Consider the following 12,925-nt stretch of genomic DNA (forward strand, 5'->3'; position numbering starts at 1 on the left):
CTCGCTCCCTATCGATACGGCACTATAGTCGCGGCGCTCCGGGAACGGCTCGGCAGAGGCCGGCTTCCCCTCGAGCCGGCCCAGCCCAAGACCTCTCCTCCCGGTGACGCCTTCTTTCTTGTGGGGAGCGCGCCCCACGGTCTCTCCCCCCTTGTGGGCCCTTGTGGGGGAGACGGGCGGCAGCCCAGAGAGGGTCTTCTTCCACGCAAAAATGCGGCCAGTGCAGGGAAACACCGGCCGCGCGAGACTGGAGGGTCTCTTTCAGGAAGGGGTCGAGCCTGGCCCTCAGGCGAGCTTGGCGAGTTCGGCGCGGATCTGGCTGCGCAGGTCGTCGATCGGCTTCAGCGCGCCCTTGGCCTCGTAATGCCAGAAGGTCCAGCCATTGCAGGCATCGAGCCCCTGCAACTTGGCACCGAGCCGGTGAATGGAGCCGGCGTCGGTGCCGGAGACCAACGTGCCATCGGCGCGCACGATGGCGCTGTGGCGGCGGCGGGCATCGGTGAGCACGGTGCCGGGCTTGATGAGCCCGCTTTCGACGAGCACGTTGAAGGCGATGCGCGGCTCGGCGCGCTTGCCGGTGAGCACGGAGAGCGTCGCGCCGCCGAGCGGCTCGACCGCATCGATGCGGGCCTGGGCCGCGTCGATATAGGTCTGTTCGCGCTCGATGCCGACGAAATGCCGGCCGAGGCGCTTGGCGACCGCGCCGGTGGTCCCGGAACCGAAGAAGGGATCGAGCACGACATCGCCTGGCTTGGTGGAGGCCATCAGGATGCGGGCGAGCAGCGCTTCCGGCTTCTGCGTCGGGTGCACCTTGTCGCCGGCCGCGTCCTTCAGCCGCTCATGTCCGGTGCAGATCGGGAACAGCCAGTCCGAGCGCATCTGCACATCGTCATTGGCAGCCTTCATCGCATCGTAATTGAAGGTGTAGCCCTTGGCCTTCGGATCCGGGCTCGCCCAGATCAGCGTCTCATGCGCATTCTGGAAACGCCGGCCCTTGAAGTTCGGCATCGGGTTGGTCTTGCGCCAGACGATATCGTTGAGGATCCAGAAGTTCAGGTCCTGCAGCGTGGCGCCGACGCGGAAGATGTTGTGGTAGGAGCCGATGACCCAGAGCGTGCCGGTGGGCTTCAGCACCCGGCGGCAGGCGAGCAGCCAGGCGCGGGTGAAGGCATCATAGGCTTCGAAGGAGGCGAACTGGTCCCAGGCATCGTCGACAGCGTCGACCTGGCTCTGGTCCGGGCGGGTCAGCGCGCCGCCGAGCTGGAGATTATACGGCGGATCGGCGAAGACCACATCGACCGAGTTGTCCGGAAGCCGCTCGAGTGCGGCGACGCAATCCCCCTTCATGATGGTGTCGAGCCAGCTGCCAGGCCGGGTCTCGGGACGAACTGGAGAACGGACGTCTGCATGCGGGGAAACAAGGGCCATCTGATACTCGCTCTACGCTGGACTCGAACAATTTACTGAGCGTTATGGTTACCGATCTTGGTTAGCAAAGCGTGAAGGCGCGGGCCTGCCGTCTCATTTTCTGGGCCGCATGGGCGGCAGCCATGCATGGCCGACGGTTGTCCCGGCGGGCAGAACGGTATAGAGCCGCGGCAGACCTGAAACGGGAATGGAAACCGGCCGACATGACCGAGATCGAGCTCATCATCTTCGACTGCGACGGCGTGCTCGTCGATTCCGAGATCATCGCCGCGGAGGTGGAGGCAGCGCTTCTGACCGAGGCCGGCTATCCGATCAGCACGGAGGAGATGGCCGAGCGCTTTGCCGGGATGACCTGGCAGAACACGCTGCTGGCGGTCGAGAAAGAGGCCACGATCCCGCTCTCAGCCAGCCTTCTCTCCAAGCAGCAGGCGGTGCTGGAAGCCCGGCTCGATGCGGACCTTAAGATCGTCGAGGGCGTGAAAGCGGCGCTGTCGCAGATCCGGCTGCGCAAATGCGTCTGCTCCAATTCGACCTCGGAACGCCTCGACAAGATGCTGACCATGGTCGGCATCAAGGCGGTGTTCGGCAAGAACATCTTCTCGGCCCGAGATCTCGGGCCCGACCGGGTGAAGCCCAAACCCGACATCTTTTTGCACGGTGCGGCCCAGATGGGCGTGGCGCCAGAGGCGGTGCTGGTGGTGGAGGATTCCGTCCACGGCGTCCACGCCGCGCGCGCGGCCGGCATGCGCGTCATCGGCTTCACCGGCGCCTCGCACAGCTACCCCTCGCACGCGGACGCGCTCACCGAAGCCGGCGCCGAAACCGTCATCTCCCGCATGACAGCCCTCCCCGCCACCATCGAGGCGCTGTCGGAATGGTCGGGGTCGCTGAGTGCGTGAGGTAGCGTAAAGACTGTTCATACTGCGCGTATGACCATCCTCGTCTCGGCCGGGCTGACATTTCAAGAGCCGTCCGAGACGACTGACGCGACCTTCAATATCCTGCGTCTTTCTGATACCGGAAAGCGAGCACATAGACCGCATCGTCAGCGGGTTCGTGCCGATACAACGCGACATAGCCGGAACCACCGAACGGGATCATCCACTTACGCGTCGATGGCTCCCTGTGAGATGGCACTACTCGGTCACAACGTAATTCTGGCCTACTGGACGGTCCATCTCTCACTGCTGGCGCTGGAGGTGTAGAGGGGACGTCCACTCTTGCACGACGTCATCCTCGGGCCTGTCCCAAGGATCTGCGCTCGCTCATCCGATCCTCGACGTCCTATGCTTTGCACCCACGGCAGATCCTCGGGACAAGCCCGAGGATGACGGTCGTGGAAGGCGGGCACAGCGTCCTGTCTCGCCCGGTCAGCAGCTACTTCTTCTTCGGCTTCTGGGCCGGGCCCTCGTCGAAGCCGAGATAGATCTTGGCGTAGGAGCCGGCGCCGGCGGGGAGGGTCACGACTTTGGAGAAGATGAACTGGGTGGCGCCGGCGCCGGGCTGGACCTGGGCGGGGAACTGGGTGAGCTCGGAGGAGAGCACCTTGTCGCCATCGGTGGCGGCGACGCGGATCGGCATGGTCATCGTGCCCGCACCGCCGGCGGGGCCGGAGACGACGCGACCCTGGGCGACCACCGTTACCTTCAGCTCGGTCTCGTTCTGGATGCACTGGCGGGTCGTGTCGGCGAGCGAGGCCTGGTAGACGATCGCGTTCGGGTCGTCCTTGGCGCCGCCCTTCGAATAGGTCCGGTAGATCGCCGTTCCCTCGCGCAGGAAGACCTGCGGGCAGGCGGCCTGGATGACCGCCGGTGTCGGCGTGGCGGCCGAGCCGCCGGCATCGATGGCCCCGCCGGTTTGCGTCTGGTTGCAACCGGCAACGAGAAGAAGCGACGCGACGATGGCCGAGCGGCCGACTGACTGACGATACACCTGTTCCATCCCCATTTTCGCCCGCTTCATGCGCGCGGCGCCCATTGTTCTGCCGGCACTTGCGCGCTCGGCCTGTTTCGCCCTTGCGGGCCACGTCCCCCTGCCTTTTGCCGAGGAATCCGGCGGAAATCGGTCGACGGCGTGCCGGGCTGTGAGCGTCGGGTTGTCCGTGCCCCCTGCGCATCGGCTGGTCGCTCCGCGCGGCGCTTCCTTCGGCGGCGGCGATGGTCTATAGCAGCGGCGCGCCGGAAAATCGATCGGACCTGCCGGGAATCCGATCATTTTTTGCGTCCGCGCCCTGCGCTTTCGGGAGGTTAGGCGATGGCCGCGCAGTGATGCGGCCAAGGGTGTCCAGGACGGCGCTTCGGGAGGCATGGGCGGCAATCGGCCGTGTGCAAGCGTGGCCAGCGGCCGCGGACGATGAAGGATGGTGACGGTGAAATATATCTCCACCCGGGGCGACGCCCCCGCTCTCGGTTTCTCCGATGCCCTGTTGGCGGGGCTCGCGCGCGATGGCGGGCTCTATGTGCCGGAAACCTATCCCAGTTTCTCCAAAAAGGAGATCCGGGCCCTCCGCGGACTGACCTATCAGGAAACGGCCTTCGAGGTGCTCAAGCCCTTCGTCGGCGGCGAGATTGCCGATGACGTGCTCAAGGCCATGATCACGGAAGCCTATGCCACCTTCCGCCACCGCGCCGTGGTGCCGCTGGTGCAGACCGGGCCGAACAGCTTCGTGCTGGAGCTCTTCCATGGCACGACGCTCGCCTTCAAGGATGTCGCCATGCAGCTGCTCGCCCGGCTCATGGACCATGTACTCGCCGAGCGCGGCGCCCGCGCCACGATCGTCGGCGCCACCTCGGGCGATACGGGCGGGGCGGCGATCGATGCCTTTGCCGGCCGCGCCCGCACCGACATCTTCATCCTCTTCCCGGAAGGCAAGGTCTCGCCCGTGCAGCAACGGCAGATGACGACCTCGCGCGCCGAAAATGTCCATGCGCTCGCCATCCGCGGCAATTTCGACGATTGCCAGGCGCTCGTCAAAGACATGTTCAACGATGCACCCTTCCGCGACCGGGTGCAGCTCTCCGGCGTCAATTCGATCAACTGGGCGCGGATCATGGCCCAGATCGTCTATTATTTCACGTCTGCCGTGGCGCTCGGCGCACCGGATCGCAAGGTCGCCTTCACCGTGCCCACCGGCAATTTCGGCGATATTTTCGCGGGCTTCGTCGCCATGAAGATGGGCCTGCCGATCGCCCGCCTGGTGGTCGCAACCAATGAGAATGACATCCTCTCGCGCACGCTGAAGACCGGGCGCTATGAGATGCGCTCCGTCAAGGCGACCACCTCGCCCTCGATGGACATCCAGATCTCCTCCAATTTCGAGCGACTGCTGTTTGAAAGCTATGGTCGCGACGCGGCCGCGGTGCGCAGTGCCATGGCGGGGCTGAAGCAATCAGGCGCCTTCGAGGTCGAGAAACGGGCGCTTTCCACCATCCGCAAGCACTTCCGCGCCGGCCGCGCCACCGAGAACCAGGTGGCGGCCACGATCCGCGCCATGCTGGAGGCGACCGGCATGCTGCTCGATCCGCATTCGGCGATCGGCGTGATGGTGGCGGAGAAATATGAGCGCGCCAAGGAGCCGATGGTGACGTTGGCGACCGCCCACCCGGCGAAGTTCCCGGCGGCGGTAAAATCGGCGAGCGGTATTGACCCGGCGCTTCCGACGTGGCTTGCTGACCTGATGCATAGGGAGGAGCGGTTCGACAGCCTGGAGCCCGAGCTGAAAGCCGTTGAAGCCTTCATCAGCGACCATGCCCGCGTTCTCAGGTGAGGGGCGCAGAAAGACGGATGATGAAAGTTGAGTGCACCCGGCTCGCTTCGGGCCTGACGGTCGTAACCGAGCATATGCCGCATCTGGAAAGCGTGGCGCTTGGAACCTGGATCAAGTCCGGTTCGCGCGACGAAACCGACGCCGAGCATGGCATCGCCCATCTTCTCGAACATATGGCTTTCAAGGGCACCAGCCGGCGGACGGCCCGCCAGATCGCCGAGCAGATCGAGAATGTCGGCGGCGAGGTCAACGCCGCCACCTCGACCGAGACGACCTCCTATTACGCCCGGGTTCTGAAAGAGGACGTCTCGCTCGCGATCGACATCCTCGCCGATATTCTCGTCGATTCGAGCTTCGAGGAAGAGGAGCTGGAACGCGAGAAGCAGGTGATCCTGCAGGAAATCGGCGCAGCCGACGATACGCCCGATGATGTCGTCTTCGACCGTTTCGCCGAAACCGCCTATGCCGACCAGACGATCGGCCGACCGATCCTCGGCACGCCGGAGACGGTGCTCTCCTTCACGCCCGACCAGATCCGCGCCTATCTGTCGCGCAACTACACCACCGAGCGGATGTTCGTGGTAGGCGCCGGTGCGGTCGACCATGATAAGTTCGTGGCGGAGGTGGAGCAGCGCTTTGCCGGGCTCCCGGGCGCGGGCAGCGCGTCGACGACCCCGCCGGCTGCACGCTATACCGGCGGCGAGACGCGCGAGGCGCGCGACCTCATGGATGCGCAAGTCCTGCTCGGCTTCGAGGGCAAGGCCTATCACGCCCGCGACTTCTACTGTTCGCAGATCCTCGCCAATATCCTCGGCGGCGGCATGTCCTCCCGCCTCTTCCAGGAGGTACGCGAGCATCGCGGCCTCTGCTACTCGGTCTATGCTTTCCACTGGGGCTTCTCCGACACCGGGATTTTCGGCGTCCATGCCGCGACCGGCGGCGAGAACCTGCCGGAACTGATGCCGGTCATCATGGACGAGCTGCGCAAGACCTCGCTGTCGATCGAGCAGCAGGAAATCGATCGGGCCTGCGCCCAGATCCGCGCCCAGCTCTTGATGGGCCAGGAAAGCCCGGCCGCCCGCGCCGGCCAGATGGCCCGGCAGCTGATGCTTTACGGTCGGCCGATCCCGAACGAGGAGCTGATGGAGCGCCTTTCCGGCATCACCGTGCAGCGGCTGACCGACTTGGCCGGCCGGCTGTTTTTCGATACGGCGCCGACGCTCTCGGCGATCGGCCCGGTGGAGAAGCTCGCTCCGATGGACGAGCTGCTCGGCGCGCTGACGGGCCACCAGGCGCCCCTGCCCCGCGCAGCCCGAGGGTAAGGGACGCGCTCCCCGATGCCGATGCAGCCTGGCCCGAGCCGGCGTGACGACGAGCCGGCCTCGCGGAGGGCAACATGACACGATCGGTGTTTCGGTTCCTGTCGCGGCAGCCGGACCCGGTCAAACTGGTCGGCGCGCGTCACGTCCTTCGCCTGCCACGCCAGAGCGACTTCGAGCAATGGTATGCGCTGCGTATCGCCAGCCGCCGCTTCCTCGAGCCTTGGGAGCCGACCTGGCGGGCGGACGAGATGACGCAGGCCGCCTTCCGGGCCCGCACGATCCGCAACGAGCAGGAATTTTCCTCCGGCCAGTCCGTGCCGTTCTTCCTCTTCTCGAAGGATGAGGAGGAACTGCTGGGCGGATTGACGATCGGCTATATCCGCCGCGGCGCCGCGCAATGCTGCATGATCGGCTATTGGATGGGGGAGCGCCATGCCGGCCAGGGGCATATGGGCGCCGCCGTCGCGCTCGCCATCCCCTATATCTTCTCAAGCCTTCAGTTGCACCGTATTGAAGCAGCCTGTATTCCCGAGAATGACAGAAGCATCCGGCTTCTCGAAAAGGCCGGCTTTCAGCGCGAAGGCTATCTGCGCGACTATCTGAGGATCAACGGCCAGTGGCGGGATCACCTGCTGTTTGCCCTGCTCTCCAAGGATCGCGCGCCCAACGGGACCTTGAGTGACTGATGAGTTCGATCCGATCGATGCCGACGCCTGGCGCGCGGCTCTTCAGCCTGGCGGCCGTGCTGGCCGCGGCACTGTTTTGGCTGAATTGCGGGCTGGCGCTGGCGATCGAGCCGGTGAAGATCTCGCGCGAAGATACGGCGCTCGACCTGACCGCGACGACCGAAATCTATACCGGCCGCGGTGAAGCCTTCCAGGTCTCCACGGCGCCCGGCACCGATGGGATCGTCCGGCGTATCGAGGTGCGATCGAGCGCCGAGAACCACCAGGGCGACTGGGCGGTCTTCGCGCTCGCCAATGTGTCCGAGGAACAGCTGGAGCGCGTGATCGTCGCGCCGCATTTCCGCCTGGTCAATTCGAAGATCTTCTGGCCCGATCTCGGGTCGCAGCGCATCCTCTCCATCACCCCGTCGGAAGGCTTTGCGCTCGACCGCCAGCCGAGCGAGGAGGCGGATGTCTTCAGCATCACGCTCAATCCCGGCTCGGTCATCACCTTCGTGGCAGAGCTGGCGACGCCGGATCTGCCGCAGATGTATCTGTGGGAGCCGGACGCGTACAAGGACACGGTCAACGCCTTCACGCTCTATCGCGGCATCGTGCTCGGCATTGCCGGCCTGCTGGCGGTGTTCCTGACCATTCTCTTCGTCGTCAAGGGCACCTCCATGCTGCCGGCCACCGCCGCGCTCGCCTGGGCGGTGCTCGCCTATATCTGCGTCGACTTCGGCTTTCTTTCCAAGCTCATCTCGATCACAGCCGGCGATGAGCGGATCTATCGAGCGGGAACCGAGGTCTTTCTGGCGGCGGGCCTCGTCATCTTCCTCTTCACCTATCTGAACCTCAACCGCTGGCACCAGCATCTCTCCTATGCGACGCTCGCCTGGGTGCTGGGGCTCGGCCTGCTGTTCGGCGTGGCGATCTATGATCCGGCGATCGCCTCGGGCATCGCCCGCGTCTCCTTCGCGCTCACCGGCACGGTCGGCATCCTGCTGATCGCCTATCTGGGCTTCAACCGCTACGACCGGGCGATCCTGCTGGTGCCGGCCTGGCTGCTGACCCTTGTCTGGCTGTTCGGCGCCTGGCTGACGATCACCGGGCGGTTGTCCAACGACATCGTCCAGCCGGCGCTGGGCGGCGGGCTGGTGCTGATCGTGCTCTTGATCGGCTTCACGGTGATGCAGCACGCCTTTGCCGGCGGCGCCTATGGCCAGGGTCTCTTCTCCGATCTCGAGCGCCAGGCGCTCGCCCTGACCGGCTCGGGCGATACGGTATGGGACTGGGACGTGGCGCGCGATCGCGTGGTGACCATTCCCGATATCTCGCTGCAGCTCGGCCTGCCGCCGGGCGACATGCACGGCGCAGCGCGCAACTGGCTGCCGCGGCTGCACCCGGACGACCGCGACCGCTTCCGCGCCACCCTCGACATCCTGCTCGAACATCGCCGCGGCCGGCTGAACCATGAATTCCGGGTGCGCGCCGAGGACGGACATTATCACTGGCTGGCGATCCGCGCCCGTCCGGTGATCGGCTCGACCGGGGAAATCATCCGCTGCGTCGGCACGCTGGTCGATGTGACCGAGCAGAAGAACTCGATCGACCGCCTGCTGCACAATGCGCTGCACGACAACCTGACCGGACTGCCGAACCGCCAGGTCTTCCTCGACAGGCTGCAATCGATCCTGTCGCTCGCGCCAGGGACCAATGGCGTGCGGCCGACCGTCATCACCGTCGATATCGACCATTACAAGCAGACGGTGAACGATGCCTTCGGCATCGCGGCCGGCGACAATATTCTGATCGCGCTGACCCGCCGGCTGCGCCGTCTCCTGAAGCCGCAGGACACGCTGGCCCGGCTCGGCGGCGACGAGTTCGGCCTGATCCTGATGTCGGAGCGCGACCCGGCGAAGATCGCCGATTTCGCCGAGGCGATGAGCCGGGCGATCATGGTGCCGATCCCCTTCGGCAATCGCGAGATCAACCTGACCGCCTCGATCGGCCTCGTCTCCTGGGTCGACCAGCAGGAAAATGCCGCCTCGCTGCTCGACGATGCGGAGCTTGCCATGTTCCGCGCCAAGAAGGCGGGCGGCAACCGGGTGGAGCCCTACCGCCCCTCCTTCCGCGCCTCCGGCACGGATCGGCTGCAGCTCGAGAGCGACCTGAAGCGGGCGATCGAACGCAACGAACTCAGCCTCGTCTACCAGCCGATCGTCCGCCTGGCCGATGCCGAGATCGCCGGCTTCGAGGCGCTGATGCGCTGGGACCACCCCAAGCGCGGCAGCGTGCCGCCGTCCGAATTCATCCCGATCGCCGAAAGCTCCGACGTCATCAACCAGCTCGGCCTCTTCGCCTTCGAGCGGGCGACCAGCGATCTTTCCGAGTGGCAGATCCAGACCGGTCATCTGCCGATCTTCGTCTCGGTCAACCTCTCGAGCGCTCAGCTGCTCAACAACGACCTGCATGACGACGTGCGGGCGATCCTGCACAAGAACCGGTGCGATCCGAGCCAGATCATGGTCGAGCTGACCGAGTCGCTGATGATGGAAAATCCGGAACAGGCGCGCCTTGTTCTGCAGAAGCTGCGCGATGCGGGGCTGAAGCTGGCGCTCGACGATTTTGGCACCGGCCACTCGGCGCTCGCCTATCTGACCCGCTTCCCCTTCGATACGATCAAGATCGACAAGGCGCTGGTGAAAGATCCAAGCGACAAGCGCACGATCCTCCTGAAATCGGTGATCTCCATGGCCCGCGACCTCGACATGCAGGTCGTGGCGGAAGGTATCGAGTCCGAAGAGGACGCGATCCAGCTCGGCCAGACCGGCTGCGACTACGGCCAAAGCTTCCTCTTCGGCCCCCCCATCAGCGCCGACCTCATCCTCCGGCTGCTCAAGGAGCGGTTTCCGTTGATGAAGAGGGCGTAAGTGGTGGGAGCGAGTAGGGAATAGCGAATAGGCAGTCGGCAGTCGGCAGTCGGAATAGGGCACGGGGGCTCAATTCCCTGTCAACTACTCGCTATTCGCTACTCGCTGAACAACGACTGCCGGTTGGCGAGTGCCGACTGCCCAACCCCTCACGCTGCCTTCGCCTCGCCCGCCTGCGCCCCTCTCCCCGCCCGATGGATCAACCCATTGATAAAATCGAGCTTCTCGATCACCGGGGTGGAGAGGATGAAGGGGTAGCTGTCGTGCTGGCCCATGGAACGCTGGATCTCGTTCAGTGCGACGCTGAGCGGGACCCAGGCATCGATCAGCGTCTGGGCGCTGTCGGCATTGTAGGGGTTGAAATCGACCTCAGCGGCCATGTCTTCATGGCGGCGCGGATCGGTCGAGAGGCCGAAGGACCGCGCCGTTTCCAGCGTATCGACGATGTGGAAGAAATGCGCCCAGCATTCGGCAAAGTCTTCAGCCGGGTGCGAGCTCGCATAGGTGGAGATGAAGCTGTTCTGCCAGTCGGCCGGTGGGCCTTCCTCGTAATTGCGCTTCAACGCGGCGGCATAATCCTCGCGCTCGTCGCCGAAGAGCGCGCGCGCCTGCGAGAGCGTCTGCTCGTCGCGGCAGAGCTGCGCGAAGTACCAATGGCCGATCTCGTGGCGGAAATGGCCGAGCAGGGTGCGGTAAGGCTCGCCCATCTGGACGCGAATCTGTTCGCGTGTCGCGTCGTCGGCCTCTGCCGCGCGAAGGCTGATCAGCCCGTCCTCATGGCCGGTCATGGCCGCCTGGACGACATTGCCGTTGGCATCCACCTCGTCGGCAAGGAAGTCGAAGACGAGACCGCCCTGCGGATCGACGTCGCGCCCGGGGCGCGGCAGGTTCCAGCGCAGCAGCGAGTAGAAGAGATGGCGCTGCGCGGCGCTGATCTTCTGCCAACGTGACAGGCCTTCCGGATTGTCCGCGACGGGGACGATGCGATTGTAGCTGCAGACAACGCAATAGCCCGACTGGCTGCCGGCCGGCACCAGCCAGTTGCAGATATCGTGGTCGGCATTGGCGCAGAAGTGGACGGTGGCGGTGTCGGTGTTGCCGATGACGGTCCAGTCGGTACCGCCGGCCGGGGCGAGAGCATGCATGACCAGCTTGTCGCTGTCGAAGCCCAGCCTGGAGCTGCAATTGACGCAGACGCGGTTATCGAAATGAACGGGATTGCCGCAATTGCTGCAGGTGAAGAGCCTCATCTGATGTCCCCTCGGAGCACATGCTCCAACTGAAAAATTGAATCTTATGATCGTCCGATTGGGGATGAGCGGCGATCGGCCAGAGGCAACGGTGCCGGTCCGCGCAAACGGTACGCATGGCATGCAAATGGGCTCAAAGAGCCCCCATTTCCTCACCCAGCCGAAACCCGGCCGCTACAGCGAGGAATGCCCGCTGGCGCGAAGCTCAGCGGGCATCGGCGCACATCACCATCCAGTTGAACCCGTCAGGATGGCGACAGTTGCGCACCTCGATGCCGATGTCCGAAGACATCGGCAATCAGGAATTAGAGACGATCAACGGCGTCCTTCGTGGCAGCCTTCGCCTTGCCGGCGGTCGACTGAACCTTGCCCTTGACTTCCTGGCCCTTGCCTTCGGCTTCCAGGCGATCATTGTCGGTAGCGCGACCGGCGGCCTGCTTGATCTTGCCAGCAGCCTGGTTTGCTGCGCCGGAAATCTTGTCGGATACGGAACCCATTTTCAAACTCCCTATCAGCGCGGCGATCTCGCATCTGTCTGGCGTCGCCGCTCGTCATGGAAACGGGTCGTCGGAAAAAAGGTTCCGTTACGGTTTCGTCATAAAAGCAAGAGAATTTTAAACATCGGAGGTTGTTGTTGCGGAACAAATCGGGCGCTTCACCTCGAGGCCTTCGCTCCTGCCCGCTGACGTACCTGCGTTCGGTGGAGGCGATCTTATCCGCGACGCGCGTCAGGCATGGCCGGCAATAGGGGACAGCATGGCCGGTGCGACCCCCATCAGCGCCAGGGCCCGATCATATTTGTCGCCGAGCGCCCGGTCGAAGATCAGCTCCTCGCTGGCCGGGCTCGTCAGCCAGCCATTGTTGGCGATCTCGTTTTCCAGCTGGCCGGCACCCCAGCTCGCATAGCCGAGCATCATCATCGCCTTTTGAGGACCCTTGCCGCGCGAGATGGCGCGAACGATGTCGAGCGTGGCGGTCAGGCAGAGATCGTCATTGAGCGGGATCGAAGAGTCGCTCAGATAATCGTCGGAATGGAGCACGAAGCCGCGGCCGGTTTCCACCGGTCCTCCGGTCTGGATCTGGAAATCCTTGGCCTTTTCCGGCAGGCGGATCGCCTGGTCCTGGTCGACGATTTCCAGATGCAGCAGAACCTCGGGAAAGGTCAGCTGCTGCGGACGATTGAGCACGAAGCCCATGGCGCCATCGCTCGAATGGGCGCAGACGAAGATCACGGTGCGCGCGAAATCCGTGTCGAACATGCCTGGCATGGCGATCAGGAATTGCCCGTCGAGGATCCCGCGCTCGCGCTTCTTCTGGAATGTTGCCATCGTGGTCATTGTCCTATCGGTCCCGTGCTTGATCGGTTGCTCTCGTCCGCCCCTTCGCATCCCCTTGAGCGCCGCCAGGCGCTTGCTATTGCCGAGACTGTGCCGCCACCCCGCGGCATGCAGCCCTGACCGCAATCGTCCGAGCGCAATTTCCCCCGAAGCCGATCGTTCCGCCGGCCGACGATAGAAAAATTGAACATCGCCCCTTCGACGGCCGCTTTTCCCTTGGCGTC

Annotated in this window: 10 protein-coding genes and 1 pseudogene; 5 read left to right on the forward strand and 6 right to left on the reverse strand. The window is 64.6% G+C overall.

The window, feature by feature from the left end; genetic code table 11:
• Positions 1–285: 285 nt before the first annotated feature.
• Complete coding sequence (locus tag ACLE20_RS01080) at positions 286–1,428, reverse strand: site-specific DNA-methyltransferase (protein WP_410938402.1); 1,143 nt, start codon at positions 1,426–1,428, stop codon at positions 286–288.
• Between the two features lie 203 nt (positions 1,429–1,631).
• Here ACLE20_RS01080 and ACLE20_RS01085 point away from each other — a divergent pair, with 203 nt between their 5' ends.
• Positions 1,632–2,327, forward strand: coding sequence for an HAD family hydrolase (locus ACLE20_RS01085; protein ID WP_410938403.1), 696 nt, complete (start codon positions 1,632–1,634; stop codon positions 2,325–2,327).
• Between the two features lie 94 nt (positions 2,328–2,421).
• Here ACLE20_RS01085 and ACLE20_RS01090 read toward each other — a convergent pair.
• Together ACLE20_RS01090 and ACLE20_RS01095 are read right to left on the reverse strand one after the other, a co-directional pair.
• Positions 2,422–2,529 (reverse strand): annotated as a pseudogene (locus ACLE20_RS01090) (type II toxin-antitoxin system RelE/ParE family toxin); the annotation flags it as partial.
• 276 nt (positions 2,530–2,805) lie between these two features.
• Positions 2,806–3,360, reverse strand: coding sequence for a hypothetical protein (locus tag ACLE20_RS01095; RefSeq protein WP_410938404.1), 555 nt, complete (start codon positions 3,358–3,360; stop codon positions 2,806–2,808).
• Between the two features lie 427 nt (positions 3,361–3,787).
• On the opposite strand from ACLE20_RS01095, the gene thrC reads away from it, so the two are divergent.
• The 4 genes from thrC (at position 3,788) to ACLE20_RS01115 (ending at position 10,114) form a co-directional block, all read left to right on the forward strand.
• Positions 3,788–5,194 carry a threonine synthase gene (gene thrC / locus ACLE20_RS01100; RefSeq protein WP_410938405.1) on the forward strand — a complete coding sequence of 469 codons (1,407 nt, stop codon included), beginning with the start codon at positions 3,788–3,790 and terminating at the stop codon, positions 5,192–5,194.
• Between the two features lie 17 nt (positions 5,195–5,211).
• The gene (locus ACLE20_RS01105) at positions 5,212–6,516 is read left to right on the forward strand and encodes a M16 family metallopeptidase (RefSeq protein ID WP_410938406.1); all 1,305 of its coding nucleotides are present in this window, start codon (positions 5,212–5,214) and stop codon (positions 6,514–6,516) included.
• 74 nt (positions 6,517–6,590) lie between these two features.
• Positions 6,591–7,202, forward strand: a complete 612-nt coding sequence (locus ACLE20_RS01110; RefSeq protein ID WP_410938407.1) for a GNAT family N-acetyltransferase — start codon at positions 6,591–6,593, stop codon at positions 7,200–7,202.
• Positions 7,202–10,114, forward strand: a complete 2,913-nt coding sequence (locus tag ACLE20_RS01115; protein ID WP_410938408.1) for an EAL domain-containing protein — start codon at positions 7,202–7,204, stop codon at positions 10,112–10,114. The genes ACLE20_RS01110 and ACLE20_RS01115 overlap by 1 nt, the downstream gene beginning before the upstream one ends.
• A gap of 149 nt (positions 10,115–10,263) precedes the next feature.
• Here ACLE20_RS01115 and ACLE20_RS01120 read toward each other — a convergent pair whose 3' ends face one another.
• The 3 genes from ACLE20_RS01120 to ACLE20_RS01130 all read right to left on the reverse strand — a co-directional run bounded on the left by ACLE20_RS01120 (position 10,264) and on the right by ACLE20_RS01130 (position 12,692).
• The gene (locus ACLE20_RS01120; RefSeq protein ID WP_410938409.1) at positions 10,264–11,364 is read right to left on the reverse strand and encodes a putative zinc-binding metallopeptidase; all 1,101 of its coding nucleotides are present in this window, start codon (positions 11,362–11,364) and stop codon (positions 10,264–10,266) included.
• 305 nt (positions 11,365–11,669) lie between these two features.
• Positions 11,670–11,861: a CsbD family protein gene (locus ACLE20_RS01125; protein ID WP_410938410.1), complete on the reverse strand. Its 192-nt coding sequence runs from the start codon at positions 11,859–11,861 to the stop codon at positions 11,670–11,672.
• Between the two features lie 231 nt (positions 11,862–12,092).
• The gene (locus ACLE20_RS01130; RefSeq protein WP_410939105.1) at positions 12,093–12,692 is read right to left on the reverse strand and encodes a YqgE/AlgH family protein; all 600 of its coding nucleotides are present in this window, start codon (positions 12,690–12,692) and stop codon (positions 12,093–12,095) included.
• Between the last annotated feature and the right edge of the window lie 233 nt (positions 12,693–12,925).

It is taken from the genome of Rhizobium sp. YIM 134829, from assembly GCF_046546455.1.